Below are 23,247 nucleotides of genomic sequence, written 5' to 3'. Positions count from 1 at the left end.
AAAACTACACCGCCTCTATCGCCATGATATGATCTTCAAACTCATCATTAGCGATAAATGATTTGTTTTTGATACGATTTTTGTAGGAGTAAATGGTATTTACCGAGTAGCCCAGGAGTTTGGCAATCCGGTCGTTATCGTGGATGCCCATGCGGATAAGGGCAAAAATGCGGTGCTCGGTGCTCAACAGCTGCCCATCGGCAATGGCAATTTTATCGTCTTTGTTAAACAGGGCTTCAAACTTTTCGATAAAATCAGGGAAAAGGGAAAGGAAAACCTTATCGAAAGTATGGAACAACTGGTGCCGCTCGTTCTCCAGGTTCAGGCTTTTAATGGCTGCCTGGGCATCTTCGTAGCGTTTGCTGCTCAATTTTTTATCCAGCGATTTCTGGAAGCTTTCCAGCTTATCAATGTAGATGGAATTGATATTGAAGTAATAGCCAATGTATTCGTTTTTGATTTTATTGGCCGTACTTAAATTTCGATTTAATGCTTCCAATGCAACGTTGCTTTCCTGTAACGATACATTGGCCTCCTTGATGAGGTTATCGGCAATGCGTAGTTTTTTAAGCTGGCGGAAGATGATGAAGGCAAACATTACCACAAAAAGCACCAACACCGTAATGATAGAAGCGTAAATAATCAGCGACTTGCGTTGCTGCTCAACCGTACTGATGCGCTGCGCCTCGATAATGGGCAATATACTGCTGATGGCAACCTGCCGGTGGCGTGCCCCATAAAAGGTGGCATCGTCCATAGCTTGTTTGATATAGACGAAGGCGCTGTTCAGGTCGCCTTTTTTATACAGGAAATCGGCCAGTTTATAAATGGCGACTGTTTCTTTAGTGGCCGACTGCAAGTCGGCAATGGCGGCCTGGATCAATAATTGGGTCGATTTGTCCTGCTCACCGAGCACTTCATAAATGTAGCTTAAAGAGCAGGCACTTATGGCAAACTGGTTGGGCGTTAAGTTTTTTAACTTAAGCAGGGCGGTATAATCTTTTACGGCACCGGTATTATCGGCCTTGCGTAAGGCTTGCAGCCCCCTTAATGCATAATAGTTGTAGGTTCCGGGCGAGGCTAATGAAAGGGCCGAATCGATAAACTGGATGCCTTTGGGATTATACATAGCCGAGTAATCGACATTACGGTCAAAATCGGACAAGTCGAAATAGCTGCGTGCTTTCAGGAAGTAATACTCCACCTTATCGTCGGTTGATAGGTATTGCAGGCTGATACCGTTCAGGGTTTCCAGCGTTTCTTTAAACATGCCCGATGAAATGAGCGTAAAGCCCAGTTCCATTTTAGCAAAAGCCATACGGTTAGGGTCGTTTAGTTTGGCGGCGGTTTCCTGTAGCTTTTTGGCGTAGTTATAGGCCGAATCGTAGCTGAAGTTTTTATACTCGTTATATAACTGCTGGTAAATATTATATTTTTTATCCAGATCATTGGCCTGGCTTAGCTGTTTGCCCAGTTCATCAATGCGGTTTGTTTTTTGCTTTACGTATACATCCTTATCGGCCAGTACCGCGTTAAGCTTGGTGAGTAACGAATCGGTAGCAACTGACTGTGCATAGGCCGGCCGGCTTATCGAAACAAATAAGAAAAATAAAAGATATAAGCCTGGCCTCATTTAAAGTAAAGGAAGTAATTGGATGTTCACCACTAAAGATAGGCAAACATATTAAAATATGGCGTATGGTTTTTGGTAAGCGGTGTATTTCGGCTACGCCCACAATTTTTCCACTCCGTCCATACATCCAATCGCAATAAGCCCTAACTTGCCATCCTGAACATGAAAGACATTCCAGTACATCTTTTAAAGGAACGTGCCTCATCGGGCCTGGAGATTAATCGCTTTTTTAAGGGCGATAAACCCAAAGCCGATGAACCCCTGGGTGCTCACCGCGATGATCATTATATATTTTTTGTAATCGAGGGGGGATGGGGATCGCTGATGGTAGACTTTAACGAGATCGTGATACAGGAATCCTGTCTTTACTATGTTTTACCCGGGCAGGTGCACCATCGCATCCAAAACGAAGGCGCTTATGGATGGTTCATAGCGGTGGATACCATGCTGATACCGCCCGATTATCGTAATGTGTTTGAAAATCAATTACTGTTGCAGCAGCCTTATACCTTAAACGACGTGCAAAAACGGCAGTGCGAAAGCTTGCTTAACCTGTTATTTGAGCGGTACCGCGAGGACGAGCAGGCTGTTTTTAATTTATCAGTTGTGCATTCACTGCTGCAATCGTTTTTGGGGATTGCTGCCGGGTGTTTTAGTCAAACGGGTAAACCGGGTATGCTGATGTCGCGCCCGGTGCAGTTGGCTCAGGATTTTAAGAAACTGCTGGTTGAGCATGTGCGTACGCTCAAAAGCCCGTCGGCCTATGCGGCTAAGCTAAATGTATCTGAAACGTACCTGAATGAGGCTTTAAAAAAAGCTACGGGACTGTCGGTAAGTTACTGGATTCAACAGGAAGTTATTTTGGAGGCCAAACGTTTGCTGTATTATAGCCAGTTGAATGTTAAAGAAATTGCGCACGCGCTGGGGTATGAAGACCATGCCTATTTCTCGCGCCTGTTTAAAAAAGCAGAAGGTGTAACGCCACTCGCCTTCAAAGCCGATTACCGCAAATAGTCCAATCATTACCGCAGGTATGCCATTTCATTGGGCATAGATAAGCCTTTTCTTTGTGATAATAATTCTACATCACATGGAAACATCCACTCTACAGAAATTAAAACAAAAAACCGGCAAGCTATTTGAAGGCCGCCTGCAAGCAGGTTATGTTTTGGAAGTAAGGTATTGGGAGCCCTGCACTTTAATTGAGGTTGACCTGCACCTGCCACAAATAGATATGACCGGCTGGACCGAAATTCCTTATATTAAATTTAAGGTAGATAACCTTACTTTCAGAGATTACACCCCATCGGGCTGGGATGCCGAAACCCAAACCTGCACCATTTATGTTGATGCCGCTCATAACGGTCCCGGCAGTAATTGGGCGCGATTGTTAAAAAAGGGCGATAAGGTAAATTATCTTAAAACGGGTACTACTAATCAAAGCCCCGTGGCTACATCGGCAATAGTTGCCCTTGGCGACGAAAGCAGCATGGGGCATTTACTCGCCCTGCAAAAAATGGTGCTGCCCCATACCCGGTTTTCGGGCGGTATTGTAATTGGCAACGAGCATCACCGTAAATTATTCCAGGAATACTTTTGGACGCCGCTGGAGCCAATAGCCCGCCGCGATGTTTATGGCCATCACAGCCTTATTGAATGGGTGCTTGATCAGCGTTATAGTTTAGAGAACACCGTATTTTATTTAGCCGGCAATAATACCATGGTAGCCCAGTTGCGTAAACTGCTCAAAGGGCAGGGGTATCCATCGGCACAAATTAAACTTCAGGGCTTTTGGGGCTGAGCTTTTTAAATACGCCGGCCAGTATTTTTACGGCCGTTTTCAGTTCCTTAGGGTTGAGGGATGCAAAACCTATCCTGACATAGGGATGATTGACGGTGTTATGGTAAAAATAATCGCGGCCGTTATTAATGGTGAGGCCCATAGCCGATGCTCTTTCGGCTACGTCGGCAGGGCTAATGCCATCGGCATACTTAACCCAAACCGCAAAGCCGCCATCGGGAATTTTAAAGCTTAACCAGCTGCCAAGGTGCTCTTTCAGCAGGGCGCAAAGTATATCGCGCCTTTCATGATACAATTTATTGGCCTTTTTAAGGTGACGGCCTATATCGCCATTTTTAAGGAGATTGGCTATGGCTTCTTCCAGCAGGTGCTCGCCCTGGCGGTCAATCATTTTACGTAGCCTGGTGGCCTGCACAACCAGGTTGGCCGGTGCAACCATAAACCCGATGCGAATGCCGGGCGCTATAGTTTTACAAAATGATCCTACGTATATCACGCTGCCATAGTAATCGGCACTGGCCAGGGGCAATATGGGGCTGCTGGCATAATGAAAGTCGTAATCATAATCGTCCTCAATAATGGCAAAGCGGTATTTGCGGGCCAGTTCCAGCAGGCGCATTCTCCTGTCGGCACTTAGGGTAACCGTAGTAGGGCGGTGGTGATGGGGGATAACGTATACCAGTTTTACTTTCTTCTGTTCGCATATCTCTTCTACTGCGTTTAAATCAATACCATGCTCGTCAACCGGTACCAGTTTTAATTTGGCCCCGGTTTGTTCAAATACTTCGTTGGCGCCCGGATATCCGGGGTCCGCGGCAATTACAACATCATTTTTGCTTAGCAGGATCTGGGCTGCCAGGTAAATGGCCATTTGAGCGCCCTTGGTAATCAGGATATCATCGGCGCTAACCTGCAGGCCACGGGTTTCGCCCAGGAAACGGGCCAGCTCGGTACGCAGGTTTGCCGAACCTTGCTCGGGGCCGTAGGTTAAATACTTTTGAGTGAAATGGTAGTTGGCAAACCTGCGGTACTCCCGTACCAGTAATTCAACCGGGGCTACGCGGGTATCGGGGAAGCCATCGTCAAATGTTAGCAACCGGGGCTTATCATCGTTAAATAAGCCGGGGTAGGGTACTTTCTCGGCAACATCAAAATGGGTTTTTAAGGGATAAGCATTTTGTTTTACTGTGTTGTTGATTGGCCGGGGCGATACATCGGGCAGGTTTTTGGCTACAAAAAATCCTTTACGCGCGTAAACATCTACCCAGCTTTGGGCATACAACTCGTCATAGGCAGCCACAACTGTTTTTCGGTGAACTTTTAAAGCGGCGGCAAGCAGCCTGCTGCTGGGCAGGGGTGATGCCGGTTTTAATGTACCTTGCCTGATGTGCCCGATAATGCTATTGGTTATCTGCAGATAAACCGCTACCTGTGCATTCTTATCAATGCTGATTAATCCTATGCTGAATTTCATACTGGACTATCTTATTTGTATTTTCTGGACTATAAAGATAGGCCAACTGTTGCATAATTTTATACCAGTTAATAGAAAAGATATGCAACTTATTAAAAATTATGCTCTTCCGTCTGTCGCTTTGCGTGGTGCTTTGGCTACCAGCTACCTGTGGGAGGTGGCAGATCGTCTTGGTTTTTTTGGCGCCCACGGACGGCCCCATGTAGGCTGGGGCGATTGGCAGCACTTTATGGATTATGCCCGTCAGGTAATGAACTTTTTGCCTTCGGGAATTATCCCAACACTGGCTGTGACAGCAACCATTGGCGAGGCCGGCGTGGGCTTGTTATTACTCGCGGGTTTGTTTACCCGTACCGCAGCATCACTTAGCTGCCTGCTTAGCCTGGCGTTTGCTTTGGCCATGGCTATATCCGGCGGTATCGAGTCGCCGGTAGGTTATTCGGTTTTTACCGTAAGCGCGGCAAGCCTGCTGCTGGCTACACTGCCCGATTATAAATGGAGCATCGATTCAATCATCAACAAAAACTAAAACTATCATGACAACAGTTAAACAACAAAAAGCACCTGCGCTATTGGTAATCATAGCATTCGCTACGGTTTATATCGTTTGGGGCTCTACATACTTTTTTATCGGGATGGCGGTACACGGTTTCCCGGCTATGCTGATGGGGGCGCTCAGGTATACTACCGCCGGACTGCTTATGCTGGGCTGGTGCGCTTACAGGGGCGATAAAATATTGGTGAAACGGGATATCATCAATTCGGCTGTTAGCGGTATGCTGATGTTGTTTGCAGCCACCGGCATGGTAATTTGGGTTGAGCAAACTTTGCCCAGCGCAATGGTGGCCATCACGGTATCGGCCAGCCCCATTTGGTTTGTGGTGCTGGACAGGCCGAACTGGCGTGTTAACTTCAAAAGCAAATCGACCATTATCGGGCTAATTGTGGGCTTTGCCGGTGTTGTGCTGCTATTTGGCGAACAGGTAGCCAAAGCCCTTGCCGATAAACATCATACAACCACTTTTTTGGGCGTAGCCCTTTTGATTTTGGGGCCGATAGTATGGTCGGCCGGTTCATTGTATTCCAGACACAACGCAAACAGCGGCCCGGCAAGGTTAAATACAGCCTGGCAAATGATTATTGCCGGTTTGGCTTTTATCCCCGCAGGCATGCTGGATCATGAATTTGATGGTTTTAGTTTGACGCAGGTACCTGCTTCATCATGGATGGCCATTGCCTACCTCGTTATATTTGGATCTATTGGGGCATTTAGCGCTTACGTTTGGCTGTTGCAGGTAAGGCCGGCTACGCAGGTAAGCACACACTCCTATGTAAACCCGGTTATCGCGGTGCTTTTGGGTGTATTGTTTGCCGGCGAGCAGGTATCTGTTTTGCAGGTTGTTGGTTTGGTTATTATCCTCATCAGCGTACTGCTTATTAACCTGGTTAAGTACCGTAAAGTTACTTCCGAAAAGAAAGTAGTGCCTATGCCGGGTTTAAAAACAGCTGAATTGCTGGTGAAGGCTTGTTGAAGGATGGTCGCTTCGCCTGTCACTGGTCATTTCGCTTCGCTTGTCATTGGTCATTTCGCTGCGCTGTCATTAGTCATTGGTAGATTTATTAAAAAAATTAAAACAATCGTTGCCAATCAAACTTGGCCATAAATGACCAATGACCAATGACCAATGACCAATGACCAATGACCAATGACCAATGACCAATGACCAATGACCAATGACCAATGACCAATGACCAATGACCAATGACTATAAACCATTTGCCCTTACCGTTATTTCGGCAACATCCAACACCTGGATCTCGTCTTGTTTATCCTGTAGCTTAACACCATCGGTAAGCATGGTCATACAAAAGGGGCAGCCGGCAGCTACAATATTGGCTTTGGCTTCAATTACATCCTGCATGCGTTCAAGGTTGATGTCTTTTTTACCTGGTTCGGGTTCTTTAAACATCTGCGCGCCGCCCGCGCCGCAGCATAAACCATTACTTTTGCAGCGTTTCATTTCAACCAGTTCGGCATCCAGTATTTCCAATGCGGCACGCGGGGCCTCATAAACATTATTTGCCCGGCCTAAGTAACAAGGGTCATGAAAAGTGATCTTTTTACCTTTAAAGCTTTCGCCTCCCTCGGCTTTCAGCTTACCTTCATCAATTAATTGTTGTATCAGCTGGCTATGGTGTATTACATCATAATTACCACCCAAACCCGGATATTCGTTCCTGATGGTATTAAAACAGTGCGGACAGCCGGTTACTATTTTTTTAATATTATAGGCATTAAGCACTTCAATATTGGTCATGGCTTGCATCTGGAACAAAAACTCGTTACCGGCCCGTTTGGCAGGGTCGCCGGTGCAGCTTTCTTCGGTACCCAAAACGGCATAGCTGATGCCTACATGATGCAATATTTTACATATATCGCGGGTTATTTTTTGCGCCCGCTCGTCAAAACTACCTGCACAGCCAACCCAGAACAATATTTCGGGTTCAATGCCGTCGGCGGCCATTTGGGCCATAGTGGGTATTTTGAAATTTGTCATAAATCCTGATTATAAGTCGTCGGGCAACTCGTTTATATTGGCTATAAAATCATTTACGCCGCTGTAGTTTTTAAATACAATTGCCGTGTTGTTGGCATTTAGCTGGTTAAGAATATCGAGCGCCACATTTAAAGCGGGGCTTTCTTTTCCAAACATTTTGGCGTCCCAGTTAATACCGGCCAGTACGTCGTTTTCATCCATTTCCACACACCAGCTCTCTAAAAATTCGGCTATCAGAATTTCAACCGGTAAGTAGCCTTTCCAGTCATCACGTGCGCAGGCTTTGGCCAAAGCCCTATCCGACCAAAATGGAATCACGCTAATACCTTCATCGTCGCTTGAATGTGAATTGGCCCATCCTGTTTTACTTTTCAATCCCCATACCGATTTGGCTGCGGCTGCCCTTTCAATAAATGTATTATATTTCAGTTCGATGATTGCGATATCCTGCAGCATGTGTGTATTTAATAAAGCCTGTAATTAATCATTATTTGCCCAGTTCAACCTATCGGCCTGGCTGTACTTCCAGGGGGCCCCGTTATTTTCTACATTGCTAAACATATTGTTCAGGCTTGCCGGTGCCTGTGATTCTTCCATTACCACATAGCGGCGCATTTCGACAATTATCTCCAGTGGATTGATATTTACCGGGCAGGCCTCGGCACAGGCATTACAGGTGGTGCAAGCCCAAAGCTCTTCGCGGGTAATGTAATTATCCAGTAAGGTTTTGCCATCGTCATGATCCTTGCCGTGTTTATCCAGGTTGTTGCCCACTTCGGTAAGCCTGTCGCGGGTATCCATCATAATTTTACGCGGCGATAGCAGTTTGCCGGTAATATTTGCCGGACATACTGATGTACACCTGCCGCACTCGGTACAGGTATAGGCCTCCATCAGGTTTTTCCAGGTAAGATCAGTTACATCCTTCGCGCCAAACCTTGCAGGCTCGCCGGTATTTTCCGGAACGAAAGCAGGATCGAGCATGGCCTTAACCTCGTTGGTAACTGATGCCATGTTTGTAAACTTTCCTTTGGTGTTCAGGTTTGAATAATACACATTGGGAAAAGCCAGCAGGATGTGAAAATGCTTGGAGTAGGGCAGGTAATTTAAAAACGCAAGGATACCTATGATATGAAACCACCAGCAGCCTCTTTCCAGCATCACCAATGACGCTGTGCTATCGGGCAATATCGGTGCTATAAAGGAGCTTACCGGGAAACTGCCTGCTTTTACATAATGTTCAAAATGTAATAGCTGCAATTTATAGTCGGCCGCGTTCATGGTTAAAAACGCGGTCATGAGCAATATTTCAATACAAAGGATGTAGTTGGCGTCCGATTTTGGCCATTGGGTCATCTCGGTGCCCGAAAAGCGCTTTAGGTGTACAATGTTACGCCGGCTCAGGAAAACAATACAGGCAACAAGTACCAATACCGCCAGCACCTCAAAACCGCCTATCAGCAAGCTATACAAGCCGCCCAACGGGGTCGAAAAAATACGGTGCGAACCGAAGATTCCGTCTATCATAATCTCCAGCACTTCCAGGTTAATGATGACGAAGCCCACATAGATAAAAAAATGCATTATGGCTGCTACCGGGCGCTTAACCATTTTTGTTTGCCCAAGCGCTACTTTGGCCATTATTTTCCAGCGGGTTGCCGACTCGTCGCTGCGGTCAACATCCTTGCCCAACAATATATTGCGCCTTATTTTGCCTGCGTTTTTGGCAAACAGGTAAATGGCGGCCCCTAAAATGATGATAAATATAGCCTGTGCAATCATTATGCGTGCATAGTATTTTTATTCAAAGTTAGCTGAATTGTTGAAACGGCAAAATGTTACTTGTTATTTAAGATCGGCGTCAATTTTTAATTTTAAATCCACCACTGCCTGTTTTGCGTTAGCTATCCTGTTATTTATTGGCGCGGTGCTGCCATCAACGTTAATGTCGGTCATTTTGCTCAAGGCATCGGTATACCATTTTGCCCATACATCAATTTTATGTGTTTCGGCATCGGCAGATAATCCTTCTTTAATAGCCTGCGCGCTTAAAGCATATTCGTCATTTATCCTGTCGGTCGCGTTTTTTTGCAGCTCGCCAATTAGCATTAACGTAGTTGGTTCATCTGCCGCGGTTAGTGTGTATGCTGTCGCTAACGCGCTTATACCCACATTTTTCATTTCCTGTGCCGAAACCATATTTAACCGGTCGGCATCAGTATGGTAAAATACATCGGTAAAATGCCACATTAATAAACCGGGAATTTTGGCCTGCAAAAATGGGGTATGATCGCTGCCGCCTTCAAAAGGATTGCTTTTTACTACCCAGCCATTATCCCGGCCTTGCTGCATGCAGCGGTTAAGCGTTAAATCATTAAAATAATGCGGAAATAAATCTGATTCCTGCAGGGCCCGGCCGCCCCACTCAGTATGTTTATCTTTACCGCGGGTCCAGATAGCCGATGGGTCGGGCATTTTTTCAATCAGGAAACTGCCGCCGGTTTTGCTTACATCCTCGCCCACCATATCCAGGCTCAATCCCCATTTGATGCCTTTTGCCCGCAGGGTATCTGCAGTTATATACCTGCCTGTCGACACAATTTCATCGCCCCATAAAAACGTGATGGTACGCTTAGGGCTGAACTTTTTCTGGGTGATTAGTGTTGCGGTTACCCTTGCCATTTCGGCCAGGGTGCCTACGCCTGTGGCATTATCATTGGCGCCCGGCTCCTGTACGTGGGCGCTAAACACAAAACGCTCATCGGGTTTAACCGAGCCGCGGGCATTAGCTATAATGGTGAGCTCTTTTGAGGGATATATTTGGGCTTCCACATCAACATGTACTTTAACCGGGCCTTTTTGTAATGCCGCTTTAAGCCTTTCTTTAGCTGCATATGACAGCAGGATCCCAAATTTCTGACTCAATGAATCCTGGTACCTGATGCCGCCAAACTGGATAGAATTTACATTTTTTTCGGGCTGCGTATAGGCCGGCATACTATAACCGATTGCGCCGATTGCACCGTTTTTTACCGCAGATGAGTAAAACATGCCCACATTAGCCTCGGCAAAAACAATTTTACCTTTTATTTTTTTACTGTCAATATTTTTCAGATCGGCCCTGTCCACAAAAATAACTTCAGCAGTAATACCACCAGGCGGGGTACTTGCCGAATAAATAGCCAGCATGTTGCGGTTGTTAGTAAAAGTAAGCAACGGCTTTTGCTCTCCCTCGATAGTTACCATGGCGTTTACAGGCTCCCATGCGGGGCGTTGCATTTCGCGGGTTTCAATACGATAGGTTAAGGGGCCATCAGCCTCACCTGTTGCTTCTTTTTTATAGCCGGCCTGCTGTAACGTTTTCTCCACTTCATATATGCTCTCGTTAAAACCCGTATTGCCCGGGAGCCTCCAGCGTTTTTCAACAAATGCTACTGTTTTGTAAGTATTGGCCTCAATAAATGTGCTTCGTAAAAGGGGGTAATAACCATCAATAGTATGTGAACTTTGCGCGTTTGCCACGCTGGCAGATAGTGCAAGCAGCGTTATTAATAACGGTTTAATCATAAGGGCAAGTTAGCGATTGAAGGGTATAAAGCAAAATAGTTGGAGGTTGCGGCAGGGCAAGTTATTTAAACGGACAGGGATAATTGCCCGGAACAAAGCCTTTCAGCTTACCTTTCTATCAATCGCCCGGTAGCTTTAAATGCCATCAATAATTTTATATCACCACTGGGGTCACTTAGATTTTTGTCAAAATAATCATAAGGTAGCCCTCTTTCAATTTTCAGTATTTTAGAATGGGAAGCAATTATGGTTAGCCACGTGCAGCCAAAGGAAGAAAATACATTCCAGAAATAACCTCCGTAAATCGGCGTTTCATCTACGGTTACAACAAACCGTTGTCCGCAACATAAGGGGATGTTTCTGTTCAGCTTTTCCACTTTGCTTTGTGCATTTGTGTCAAGATGTATGCGGTATATCTTACCCCTGTTATAACGCGTGGCAGTGTCGTTTATGATCTCGTACCCGGTAATTTCGTTATCCGTTATAAATGAATGGGTTATCAGTTTAGCTGTTTTGCAATCAAAATAACCGCCGCCGGTTTGCATAGCAGCAGGCTTTTCATCGACCAGGTAAATTTCAATTTTGGGTTTGTGTTGTGCGGATACTAATGATGGTATTAGCGGAAATAGGGTAAAAACTAAAATTCGCCAGGCTGTTGACATTGGTTTTCGGTTATATGCAGTGCTAAGTTACTTGATTTGAATAAGTTTTCAGACAATTTCCAGAATTCATTCTATAGCAGTAACCTCAATATAAATCTCATCCCAAGGCCTTTCACAGTATTCATAAAGTGATAGAGATCAGATTTGTTAATGATTTGCATTACAAGTTGCGCTTTTATTTAAGCTTATTTTTACTTAATAATTCAGGCGATATGAATAACATCCTCGTGCTTACCGATTTTTCTGAAAATGCAAACCACGCAGCCAAAGCAGCCCCGCCGCTTGCCGCGAAATTGCACAGCGACATAATCATTTTTAATTCCTACTACAACCATCCGGTAATACCAGCTTATGCCGGTGGTCCCTTAGCTGTTGATGAGCTTGTTTTTCGGAAGAAAGACAGTACCTCCGGGCTTCATCAGCTTGCCAGGCAATTGGGCCATTTGCACAACGGGCAGGCTAAAGAAGAATTTAAGCCCCAGATTCACACGCAATGTGGCGAAGGCCCGTTAGGAAACAATCTGGCGGCAATTATCAATGAAAAAAAAGTATCGTTCATAGTTATGGGGGGGAGTTTAAACAGCCCGGTTAATCATCTTTTTTTTGGAAGCGATACTATGGATGTAGTTGACCATGCATCATGCCCCGTTGTAATTATTCCCCCAAAAAACACATTGGAAAAGCTAAAGAAGATCACTTTGGCAACCGCATTTGAACCGTTTGATAATTTTGCTATCACCTACCTGTCCAATCTGAGCAAGAAGCTGGGTTTTGAGCTGGAAATTGTACATATATCGGTGTTTGAAAAATATGAGGATCCTGACAAGGAAAAAGCGTTGTTAAGGCATATCAAAAAACTCCAAGATTCGGGTATAGTTTATAAACAGATACGCGGGAAAGATGTGATTGAAAGGCTGAATCATCTTTGTAAAGAGAATGGGTCAGATATGCTGGCGCTGGTTCATTATGAGCATGGTTTTCTTTCTGGTATTTTCAAGAAATCTACAACCGAAAAAGCGCTTGGCCACCATCATATCCCACTGATGGTTATTCCTGCAGACATTCAATAAGTAGTTTGTTTGACGATTGTTTTACCAAAGCCGATTCAAAAGCCCCAAATGACATTAAATAACCTGGATATAAAAGGACTAAGCGGCAAGGAGGTTATAGAGGCACGGAAAAAATATGGCGTCAATAGCCTTACCTATAAAAAAGAAAACGGTTTTATTGATGCCCTAAAAAGTATTGCAAAGGAGCCAATGGTTATTTTATTATTGGTTACGGCGGCTATTTATTTTATCAGCGGTAAAAATGGCGACGGCTTTTTCCTGGCATCGGCCGTTATATTGGTATCGGGCATTTCGTTATACCAGGATTCGCGGAGCAGGAATGCTCTTGATAAGCTTAAAGATTTTTCGCAGCCAACCTGTAAGGTGATAAGAGACGGTGTTATAGTAGAAATAAAAAGCGAAGAGCTGGTTATTGGCGATTGTTTGATTGTCGAAGAGGGCACCTCTGTATCGGCTGATGGCATAATTATACAATCAAATGATTTTTCGGTAAATGAAAGCATCCTTACCGGCGAATCGCTGCCGGTTTATAAAGATAAATCGTCGACAGATAATACAATTTTGCGAGGTACTACGGTGGCTGGTGGGCTTGCCATAGCCAGGGTAACTGCTATTGGTAATAAAACCCGCCTTGGCGCTATTGGCAAAAGCCTGGAAGCAATTAATGAAGAGAAGACCCCGCTCGAAATTCAGATTAATAATTTTGTAAAAAAAATGGTGATTGCAGGCGCCATTGTTTTCGTTATAGTATGGGCCATTAACTACACGCATTCACGTAACCTTACTGATAGCCTGATCAAGGCGCTTACCCTGGCCATGAGCATCCTGCCCGAAGAGATACCTGTCGCCTTTACCTCGTTTATGGCCTTAGGTGCCTGGCGGCTGATGAAAATGGGCATAGTAGTTAAACAAATGAAAACTGTTGAAACGTTGGGCAGCGCATCTGTTATATGCACCGATAAAACCGGTACTATTACCGAAAATAAAATGAGCCTGGCTAAAGTTTTCGCACTCAAATCGGGCAAGGTTACTGATGCAGGGGGCGCATACGATGAAGCCGAACGGGCGCTCATCAGGCTGGCGATGTGGGCCAGCGAGCCTGTACCCTTTGATCCGATGGAAATTGCCTTGCATGAGGCGTATGCAAAAAACACCGCAGCCGATGAAAGGCCCCAATATAAAATGGTTCATGAATATCCGCTGGGTGGCAAGCCGCCCATGATGACGCATTTGTTTGAAAACGACAATAAGGAACGGATTATAGCAGCCAAAGGCGCGCCCGAGGCGATAATGAAGATAGCCGGCCTGGCTGAAACCCAAATACAGCTGTTACAAACTACTATTAACGCGCTTGCATCCGAAGGGTATCGTATCCTGGCTGTGGCAGAGGCCCATTTTGCCGGAAACGATTTTCCTGCTACGCAACAGGAGTTTGAATTTGGGTTTAAAGGTTTGGTGGCTTTTTATGATCCGCCTAAAAAAAATATAAAAGCGATACTTGAAACCTTTTATAAAGCAGGTATAACGGTGAAGATTGTAACCGGAGATAATGCCGCCACCACTGCAGCCATTGCCCGGCAAATAGATTTTAAAGGTGCAGATAAATGCATCAGCGGCGACGAACTGATGGACCTGGATAGCGAGCAGCTTGGGCATACTGTTCAAAAGCTAAACATTTTTACCCGGATGTATCCGGAGGCAAAACTCAGGATTATTAACGCATTAAAATCGCAGCGCGAGATAGTAGCGATGACAGGAGATGGCGTAAACGATGGCCCTGCACTTAAAGCCGCGCACATTGGCATAGCCATGGGCAAAAAGGGAACTGAAATTGCCAGGCAGGCCGCGTCGCTCATATTGCTGGAAGATGATTTATCAAAAATGACGGATGCGGTAGCCATGGGCCGCAGGATTTATACTAACCTTAAAAAAGCAATACAGTATATCATCTCTATCCACATACCCATTATACTAACAGTGTTTATCCCCCTGGCGCTCGGCTGGATATATCCTAACATATTTTCGCCTGTCCATATTATTTTTTTAGAACTGATTATGGGGCCTACCTGTTCAATCATCTACGAAAATGAACCCATGGAAAAAAACACCATGCTGCAGAAACCCCGGCCGTTTACTACTACTTTCTTTAATTGGAAGGAGTTGGCCACCAGCGTTGTGCAGGGGCTAATGATAACCGCCGGAACTTTAGCTACCTATCAATGGGCTGTAAAAGCCGGGTTAAATGAGCCGCAAACCCGAACCATGGTTTTTACCTGCCTTATAGCTGCCAATATATTACTCACGCTGGTAAACCGTTCTTTTTATTATTCGCTTTTTACAACTATAAAGTATAAAAATAATTTGGTGTTGCAGATAATAGGCATAACCATAATTATCACAGGCTTATTGCTTTACATAAAACCTTTATCCCTTTTCTTTGGGTTTGCGTCTTTGAACTTATATCAACTGGCAATTAGCTTTGGAGCCGGATTTTTATCGGTTATCTGGTATGAAATTATTAAGTGGAAAAAGCGGTGCAAAAAACCAATTCAAGTAATAAATCCTCCTCATAACGCATCATGAGCAAATGCGAAATACAGAATGCGAATGCACCCGAAAACAAAGTCTGCAAAAATTATTTTTTTTAGCAGTAGCCAACATCGACGGTATAACCGGCATGTGATTAAGCCGGTTTATCAGGTCAAAAAATACTCCTTGCTTTGGGCTTGCTGTTATGCCGATCATTGATTTTTACTGGCTTGTCGGGTAAATGTGCCCGGTTTATAGCATGAAACTTGTGGCAAAAAAAATACGTAAAAGTAGTTTCGGCACTGCACAAAATCAAAGTGTACGAACCTAATTACACTATTCGTGGTTACAGCCAAACAGATTATTCATTTATGGATTTGCGCCTTTTTAATTACAGGTGTGCCGCTGGCTTGTTTTGCGCAAAACCAAAGCCTGAAGTTTGACCACATCGGCACCGCCGAAGGGTTATCGCAGGTTGACGTGAGCAGCATTATCCAGGATAGCCGCGGGTTTATGTGGATTGGAACCGGGAATGGTCTTAACCGGTACGATGGTTATAAATTCATCAATTACCGTTTCGACCTGGCTAACAACAGTTCGCTAAGCAATAATGTTATCAGTGACCTGGCCGAAGATAAATCCGGAAATATATGGATAGCCACTAAAGGTGGATTGAATAAGTTTGACAGGGCATCCGGACGCTTTATCAGGTACCTGCATAATGACCATGCCCCGGCGAGTTTGGCTACTGATGTGGTTAACCGGCTAAGCTTTGATAGCGCCGGCAATTTGTGGGTAGCAACCCAAAACGGTGGTCTTGATTACCTCGACGTACATTCAAATAAGTTCAGGCATTACACACATTCCGACGTGGATAGTAATAGCCTGAGCAATAACAATGTATATACAGTTTTTACCGACTCGCACCACAACCTTTGGGTAGGAACGGCTGGCGGGTTAAACCTTTACCGGCCGGCAAGTAATAACTTTTCAAGATTTAAATATTCAAATACTGATGCAGGCACGTCAGGCGATCATATCTTCTGCATCTATGAAGATAGAACCGGCAACTTGTACCTTGGTACTATATCCGAAGGGGTTTTTGTATTTAACCCCGCAAAACATACCCTTAGGCATATAAAAAATAAAGATAGCCTGGGCAATAGCACTTCGATTAACACGGTCAATAGCCTGGGCCAGGATGATAACGGCAATATTTGGATAGGGGCCGAGCATGGTGGGCTTAGTTTGCTGGATGCTTCCGGTAATCTTTATAATTACCAGCATGACGATATTGACAATAACAGTATAAACGGTATCTCCATTAATGCCATCTGTAAAGATAAAAACGGCAATATGTGGCTGGGCGCTTTTGGTGGCGGAATAAATCTTTATAAAAAGGCAACTTCGAGCTTTGCACTTTACCATCACAATTCTTCACCATTAAGCCTCTCGAGCAATTTTGTGCTTGACTTGTTCGAAGATCGTGATAAAAATATATGGGTAGGTACCGATGGCGGCGGTCTTGACCTGTTTAACCGGTCAACCGGATCTTTCAGGCATTATAAACAGCCTCCGGCCGGTAAAAACGGTATTACCGGCAATTATGTGCTAACTACAACCCAACACCCCGATGGAAACCTATGGATTGGCACCTGGGGCGATGGATTCAGTATATTTAATCCCAAAACGGGCATATTCAAAAATTTTAAAGTAACCCCCGCTAAACCGGATGGGCCAGGCGGAAATAACATTTACGCCATACTACATACCAAAGATCAAAACACATGGCTGGGGACATTTAATGACGGGCTTGATTTTTATGACCGTAAAACCGGTAAGTTTAAACATTTCAGGTACGATGCGCATAACCCGCAAAGCATCAGCAGCAACCGCATTTATGATTTGTGCGAAGACCGTAACGGCAACTTATGGATTGGCACATATGATAACGGCCTTGATATGTTAGATAATAAAACAGGCGTTTTTACCCATTTCAGGCACCATGATGGCCAAAACAGCCTGAGCGGTAACACGGTCACGGATGTTTTTTTAGATAGCAAGGGTAAATTATGGCTTTGCACTATTAGCGGCCTTAATTTGTTTGACCCGGTTACTAAGCATTTTACGGTTTTTACCAAAAAAGATGGCCTGGCCAGCGATATTATTTATGCAATAAAAGAGGACGGCGCCGGTAATTTTTGGGTAAGTACCAATAACGGCATATCGATGTACAACCCGGTTGCCCGGTTGTTTAAAAATTATACTACCGAAGATGGCTTGCAGGGCGATGACTTTAAACCGCATTCGGCTTTAAAGACAAACAGTGGCGAGATTTTTTTCGGGGGTATCAACGGCTTTAATGCTTTTTACCCGGCACGGATAGCCCGGCCTGCACCATTTTCGCCGGTGGTAGTAACGTCATTGCTTATTTTTAATAAACCAATAAACACCGTAATAGGCGCTGATAATCTAAACGCGCTGAAGCAGGATATAGCTGATACCAGGAGTATTACCCTATCCTACCGGCAATCTGATATCTCGATGGAATATGCTGCCCTCGACTTTGCTTCTGCCGACAGGAAAAAATACGCCTTTATCCTGCAGAATTATGATACCCAGTGGAGTGAAGTCGGGAGCAGGAATACTGCCTCCTACACCAACCTGCCCGCCGGCGAATACTATTTTAAAATAAAGTACCAGAATAGCGCCGGGCAATGGTCGCCGGTGGCAACCGCACTTAAAATTACTATTGTACCGCCATTTTGGTTAACATGGTGGTTTAAATTGCTTGCCGTTATGTTTTTGGCTTCCGCCATTTACGGGCTTTTCAGGTACCGGTTAAGATCTATCAAACTACGGCAACTGGTGTTGGAGCGGCAGGTACAGGAACGTACCGAGCTGTTGGCCAAAATGACGATTGATGAGCATAAAGCACGCATGGAGGCCGAGCAGGCTAACGCTGCTAAAAGCCTTTTTATGGCTACCATGAGTCACGAAATACGCACTCCCATGAACGGTGTAGTAGGCATGGCCATGCTTTTATCTGGTACGCAACTTACCCCCGAGCAGGAAGAGTATACCGAAACCATTAAAAATTGTGGCGATGCGCTGTTATCCGTAATTAACGATATTCTGGATTTTTCGAAAATAGAATCCGGGAAAATGGAGCTGGATGAAAACGATTTCGACCTGAGGAACTGTATTGAGGGTACCCTGGATGTATTTGCAGGCGGTGCGCTTAAACCCAACCTTGAGTTGCTTTACCAGATTGCACCCGATGTTCCGGCAATTGTTTTTGGCGACGAACTGCGCCTGCGGCAAGTACTGCTAAACCTGGTGAGCAATGCCGTTAAGTTTACCGTACAGGGCGAGATTGTTATTAATGTAAGTATGCTGCCCGGGCACAACCAGGATTTTGCTTTATCGTTTAGCGTGCGCGATACCGGGATTGGAATACCAGCCGAAAAATTAGACAAGCTTTTTCAGGCTTTTTCGCAGGTCGACTCGGGTACAACCCGCAAATACGGTGGGAGCGGGCTGGGCCTTACCATTAGCAAACGGCTGATTGAATTGATGGGCGGCGAAATTAAAGTTGAAAGCGAATTTGGGAAAGGTACTACTTTTTGCTTCCATATTAAATCGGCAAAAGGGCATCAAAGCGGTATGGCCGAACATATGGAAAGCCACACCAGCTTGCAAGGAAAAAATATATTGATTGTTGATGATAATGAAGCAAGCCGCGGGGTATTGCAGGCGCAACTTGCACAATGGGAATTTGCTGCAACGGCGATAGCGTCGGGGAGCGAAGCCCTGGAAATATTGGCTGTGAATGATAAGATTGACCTGGTGTTGGCCGATTTTAATATGCCCGAAATGGATGGCTTTCAGATGGCAAGGCATATACGGGCCAGCTACCCCGCTGTGCGCGTGATTTTGCTTGGGCCTGCAAGTCACGAGCAAAATAAAAAAGAACCTGGTCTTTTTAACGCCGTAATAGCCAAACCTGTTAAATATCATGTGCTCTATAGCGCTATTATTAGCCAGTTAAAAAAGGTTGATGTGGCCCACGAACCCCATGTGCGCGGAAACCTGTTCACTGAAGAATTTGCCAGACAATATCCTATAGATATCCTGATAGCAGAAGATAACCTGATTAATCAGAAATTGGCCATGCGGGTCCTCACAAAAATGGGTTATGCGCCTGATGTGGCACCAAATGGGCTGGCAGCTTTGGATTCGCTTACCCGCAAAAAATATGGGCTGATTTTTATGGACGTTCAGATGCCCGAGATGGATGGGCTGGAGGCCACCAGGCGAATCAGGCTGAGAAATGTTCATCAACCTGTTATAGTGGCAATGACGGCCAATGCCATGCCCGAAGACCGTGGGGCATGCCTTGCCGCCGGCATGGATGATTACCTGAGTAAACCTATAAAAGTGGATGAGATACTATCGGCGATAGAAAAATGGTGGAAAAAAACACAGGATTATTAGGGTTAAGTTGAGCGAAGTGAATTAATAACGTGTCCTGATGATGAAAGTGCTTACGCCGCTCTGGTCAAACGTGTCTAAATAGTTGACGGCGAAAAGCTGTTAATTAATAATAGCTAAGGGAATAAGCTTATTGCGCGGGGAAGATATAAGCACCAAACGATACCTTGTTTTTATTGCCTGATACTGGTTAAATGATCCAGGTACCAAAGGGACTTTTATTGAGCCAACAACAGGCACAAATATTGGATGCGCCTAAATTTCGTGATTAGTTTAGTGTTAACCATGTTAAAATATAAAATATTGACTATTAAATATTTATAAAAAAAATATTTTTGAAATGTGTTAAGTTATGTTAACCCAATTAGTCACGTTTGCCCTGTTACGCTGCGGAGTACCTTAAATAGGTATCGTTTAAAGTTTGTTTACTAAGAGGTTTTGAAACAAAGGATTTGACGAACGGATAATTTTTTGATCTTGAAAAGTCCCTGGGATCAATTGACGATGATACGATGTACACATCAACCGTTTTGTTAAACAGTGGAATTAACTCCTTAAAGTGTTTCAGAAATTCCCATCCGTTAAAATCGGGCATATGAAGATCTAAAAATATCAAATCGGGAAGCTTATCGTTAAAACTGCTGTTTTCTCTAAGCGATTCAATTTGCACCCGGGCATCCGAGCTATGTGAAACATGTTGAAAGAGATTGCCGGAGTCAATCATCCGCTGTAAAATCAGGTGTTCAATCGGGTTATCATCAATTATCAAAAGCCGGCACATAATCTTTTCATTTAGCAGTTGGTATGCAATTTAGGTGCCAATTATAAATCGTTCACTTGTTCATTGGTCTTGTCTGGTGGTTATTCGTTGACACACTTGCCGAAAGACTTACGAAGTTTTCAAAACTTCGTAAGTCTGTTACAGTCGACTGCTTTTTGCCCGCTATGCCCGCGTTCCAATGAACCAATGAACCAATGAACCTTTCCACTTTAAATATTATTGTTGTAATTTCGGCGTTTCAGCATATTATATACGGCAGTGCTTAGCATCCTCAAAAAAGAAATAACATCATACCTCAGTTCGTTGGTGGCTTACGTTACCATTGGCGTTTTTTTACTGGTTTTGGGTTTGTTCCTTTGGGTATTTCCTGATTCCAGCATCCTGGATTACGGTTATGCCGGCCTCGACAGCCTGTTTAGTACCGCGCCCTACCTGTTCATGTTCCTGATACCGGCCATCACCATGCGCTCGCTGGCCGAGGAACGTAAAGAAGGAACATTTGAACTGCTTTTTACCCGCCCGTTAAAAGATTGGGAAATTGTGTTGGGTAAATACTTTGCCTGCCTGCTCATTGTACTGTTTGCACTACTGCCTACGCTCATTTATTACTACTCGGTAAGTATACTGGGTACGCCACAAGGCAATATTGATACCGGCGCAGTTATAGGCTCGTACATCGGGTTGTTCTTGTTGGGGGCAGCGTTCGCCGCTATAGGTTTGTTTGCATCGTCTATCACCAAAAATCAAATTATTGCTTTTACCATTGCAGTTTTCCTGTGTTTCTTTTTTTACAGCGGGTTTGATTCCCTGAGCCAGATGCTATCATTGCAAGATCTGGGCCTGCAAAGCCTGGGTATAACCCAGCACTACCAATCGGTAAGCCGTGGTGTGCTGGATACGCGCGATTTGGTTTACTTTTTATTGGTGGCCAGCGCTTTTATATGGCTTACCTTGTTTATACTGATAAAGCAGCGGCAAAAGCAGCTAAATACCACGGTTATGGTTGGTTTAATATCGGCTTTTATATTAATTGGTATTATAGCGCAGTTTGCCTTTACCCGGTTTGATTTTACTACCGAGAAACGCTTTACCATATCGCCCATCAGCAGGAAAATTATAAACGATTTATCAAAACCGGTAAAAATTACGGTTTACCTGCAGGGCAGTGGTTTGCCTGCCGGGATGAAACGCCTGCAAGGTGCCGCCCGCGATATGATAACCGATTTAAAGGCTTATAGCCATGGCAATATCCAATTTGAATTTGTCGATCTGTTATCAACTATCAAAAAACTGCCCGATGATAAGCAAAAAGAAGCTTATGAGGATTATGAATCTAAAGGGGTGGTAGGCCAAAACATCAGCTTTAAAACTGATGATGGCGTATCGCAAAAGTTAATATTCCCCGAGGCTGTTGTAAAATCGGGCGACAAAGAAGTGGTGGTTAACCTGGTACAAACCCGTATCGGATCGTCAGATGAGGAGCAGATCAATATCTCGGTTCAAAACCTGGAGTATGCCTTTACATCGGCCATAAAAAAAGCGGTAAGCGGCGGCAAACCGCAGATTGGTTTTACCGAAGGCCATCATGAGCTTACCGATGTGCAGCTGAATGATGCCATGAAATCGCTGTCGGATGGTTTCGAAGTGGGTAGGTTAAACCTGGCTACCATTCCGTTTAAGGCGTTACAAAACATTAAACTATTGGTTATCCCAAAACCCGACCGTAAATTTACCGAACTGGAGAAGTTTAAGCTCGACCAGTACATTATGCGCGGCGGCAAAGTGCTGTGGACGATTGACCAGGTAAGCGCCGAGCTGGATAGCCTGCGCGGCCACGGCGGCGAGCAAATGTCGTTCCCCAAGCAGCTTAACCTGGATGATCAGCTGTTTCGCTACGGAGTGCGCATCAATTATGATTTGATTGCCGATATGAGCTGTTCGCCCATCCCGGTAAGTACCGGCGAGGTTGGCGGCCAGGCGCAAATCCAGATGCTGCCCTGGTTATATTACCCGCTGTTTATGCCCTATTCTAAACACCCCATAGTAAAAAACCTGGATGCGATACACAGCGAATTTGCCAGCACTATTGATTTGCTGGATACCAAAAACGTTAAAAAAACTATCCTGCTGGCATCATCGCCCTACAATAAAAAGATAAGCGCGCCACATATCCTGTCGTTACAGGCGCTGGAGCAGGAGCCAAACCCTAAAGACTTCCAGGGCACGCCCAAAACGGTTGCCGTATTGCTGGAAGGGAAGTTTGCATCCGATTGGCGCAACCGTCCGTTGCCCGATAGTTTGGGCGAGGCCGTAGCCATTATGCCCGAAAGTGTGCCCACCAAAATGGTAGTGATAAGCGATGGAGACATTTTGAAAAATCAGATAGGCAGCGATGGTTCGCCGTATCCGTTAGGTTACGACCATTACACCCAGCAAAGTTACGGCAACAAAACCCTGCTGCTTAACATTGCCGATTACATGACCGACGATTCGGGCCTTATTGCCCTGCGTACCAAAGAGATTAAGATCCGCCTGCTTAACCGTGCCCGCATCCGCAACGAAAAATTATACTGGCAACTGGTAAATACGGTTGGCCCACTTGCTTTAGTGTTAATATGTGCTATTTTTCAACATTATATCCGCAAGCGGAAGTATGCCCATTAAATTTTATATTTTTG

General features: G+C 44.8%; 16 protein-coding genes. 8 read left to right on the top strand and 8 right to left on the bottom strand.

Annotation, left to right across the window (positions count from 1 at the left end; all coding sequences use genetic code 11):
- Positions 1–4: 4 nt before the first annotated feature.
- On the bottom strand, positions 5–1,633 hold the full coding sequence (gene susR, locus PQ469_RS22900) for a SusR family glycan utilization regulator (protein WP_274209741.1): 1,629 nt from the start codon (positions 1,631–1,633) through the stop codon (positions 5–7).
- Between the two features lie 162 nt (positions 1,634–1,795).
- Here susR and PQ469_RS22895 point away from each other — a divergent pair, with 162 nt between their 5' ends.
- Positions 1,796–2,647, top strand: a complete 852-nt coding sequence (locus tag PQ469_RS22895; RefSeq protein WP_274209740.1) for a helix-turn-helix domain-containing protein — start codon at positions 1,796–1,798, stop codon at positions 2,645–2,647.
- Positions 2,648–2,723: 76 nt separating this feature from the next.
- Positions 2,724–3,434, top strand: a complete 711-nt coding sequence (locus PQ469_RS22890; RefSeq protein WP_274209739.1) for an SIP domain-containing protein — start codon at positions 2,724–2,726, stop codon at positions 3,432–3,434.
- On the opposite strand, the gene pdxR is transcribed toward PQ469_RS22890, so the two are convergent.
- Positions 3,409–4,908 carry a MocR-like pyridoxine biosynthesis transcription factor PdxR gene (gene pdxR, locus PQ469_RS22885; protein ID WP_274209738.1) on the bottom strand — a complete coding sequence of 500 codons (1,500 nt, stop codon included), beginning with the start codon at positions 4,906–4,908 and terminating at the stop codon, positions 3,409–3,411. The genes PQ469_RS22890 and pdxR overlap by 26 nt on opposite strands.
- An 82-nt stretch (positions 4,909–4,990) precedes the next feature.
- Here pdxR and PQ469_RS22880 point away from each other — a divergent pair, with 82 nt between their 5' ends.
- A complete protein-coding gene (locus PQ469_RS22880; protein ID WP_274209737.1) occupies positions 4,991–5,437 on the top strand; it encodes a DoxX family membrane protein in 447 nt (148 codons plus the stop codon).
- A 7-nt stretch (positions 5,438–5,444) separates the two neighbouring features.
- On the top strand, positions 5,445–6,440 hold the full coding sequence (locus tag PQ469_RS22875; protein ID WP_274209736.1) for an EamA family transporter: 996 nt from the start codon (positions 5,445–5,447) through the stop codon (positions 6,438–6,440).
- Positions 6,441–6,674: 234 nt separating this feature from the next.
- Here the strand turns inward: PQ469_RS22875 and PQ469_RS22870 are convergent, their stop codons facing one another.
- The 5 genes from PQ469_RS22870 to PQ469_RS22850 all read right to left on the bottom strand — a co-directional run bounded on the left by PQ469_RS22870 (position 6,675) and on the right by PQ469_RS22850 (position 11,695).
- Positions 6,675–7,466, bottom strand: a complete 792-nt coding sequence (locus PQ469_RS22870) for a (Fe-S)-binding protein (RefSeq protein WP_274209735.1) — start codon at positions 7,464–7,466, stop codon at positions 6,675–6,677.
- Positions 7,467–7,475: 9 nt separating this feature from the next.
- The gene (locus PQ469_RS22865; protein ID WP_090651851.1) at positions 7,476–7,922 is read right to left on the bottom strand and encodes a DUF2750 domain-containing protein; all 447 of its coding nucleotides are present in this window, start codon (positions 7,920–7,922) and stop codon (positions 7,476–7,478) included.
- Between the two features lie 24 nt (positions 7,923–7,946).
- The gene (locus PQ469_RS22860) at positions 7,947–9,248 is read right to left on the bottom strand and encodes a 4Fe-4S dicluster domain-containing protein (RefSeq protein ID WP_274209734.1); all 1,302 of its coding nucleotides are present in this window, start codon (positions 9,246–9,248) and stop codon (positions 7,947–7,949) included.
- Positions 9,249–9,311: 63 nt separating this feature from the next.
- Positions 9,312–11,033: a M28 family peptidase gene (locus tag PQ469_RS22855; protein ID WP_274209733.1), complete on the bottom strand. Its 1,722-nt coding sequence runs from the start codon at positions 11,031–11,033 to the stop codon at positions 9,312–9,314.
- A 107-nt stretch (positions 11,034–11,140) separates the two neighbouring features.
- Positions 11,141–11,695, bottom strand: coding sequence for a hypothetical protein (locus PQ469_RS22850; protein WP_274209732.1), 555 nt, complete (start codon positions 11,693–11,695; stop codon positions 11,141–11,143).
- A 212-nt stretch (positions 11,696–11,907) separates the two neighbouring features.
- Here PQ469_RS22850 and PQ469_RS22845 point away from each other — a divergent pair, with 212 nt between their 5' ends.
- The 3 genes from PQ469_RS22845 to PQ469_RS22835 all read left to right on the top strand — a co-directional run bounded on the left by PQ469_RS22845 (position 11,908) and on the right by PQ469_RS22835 (position 19,791).
- Positions 11,908–12,765 carry a universal stress protein gene (locus tag PQ469_RS22845; RefSeq protein ID WP_274209731.1) on the top strand — a complete coding sequence of 286 codons (858 nt, stop codon included), beginning with the start codon at positions 11,908–11,910 and terminating at the stop codon, positions 12,763–12,765.
- Positions 12,766–12,813: 48 nt separating this feature from the next.
- A complete protein-coding gene (locus PQ469_RS22840; RefSeq protein ID WP_274209730.1) occupies positions 12,814–15,348 on the top strand; it encodes a cation-translocating P-type ATPase in 2,535 nt (844 codons plus the stop codon).
- A 288-nt stretch (positions 15,349–15,636) separates the two neighbouring features.
- Positions 15,637–19,791 carry a hybrid sensor histidine kinase/response regulator gene (locus tag PQ469_RS22835; protein ID WP_274209729.1) on the top strand — a complete coding sequence of 1,385 codons (4,155 nt, stop codon included), beginning with the start codon at positions 15,637–15,639 and terminating at the stop codon, positions 19,789–19,791.
- A 379-nt stretch (positions 19,792–20,170) separates the two neighbouring features.
- Here PQ469_RS22835 and PQ469_RS22830 read toward each other — a convergent pair whose 3' ends face one another.
- Entirely contained in the window at positions 20,171–20,569 is a 399-nt protein-coding gene (locus PQ469_RS22830; RefSeq protein ID WP_274209728.1) for a response regulator, read from the bottom strand.
- Between the two features lie 258 nt (positions 20,570–20,827).
- Between PQ469_RS22830 and gldG the strand changes: the two genes are divergently transcribed.
- Positions 20,828–23,233 (top strand): gliding motility-associated ABC transporter substrate-binding protein GldG, encoded by a 2,406-nt coding sequence (gene gldG / locus PQ469_RS22825; RefSeq protein ID WP_274209727.1) that lies wholly within the window; start codon positions 20,828–20,830, stop codon positions 23,231–23,233.
- Positions 23,234–23,247 lie beyond the last annotated feature (14 nt).

Source organism: Mucilaginibacter sp. KACC 22773 (assembly GCF_028736215.1).
In the GTDB taxonomy this organism is placed as follows: domain Bacteria; phylum Bacteroidota; class Bacteroidia; order Sphingobacteriales; family Sphingobacteriaceae; genus Mucilaginibacter.
Note: the sequence above shows the minus strand (reverse complement) of the source record. Positions and strands in the feature narration are given on the sequence as shown.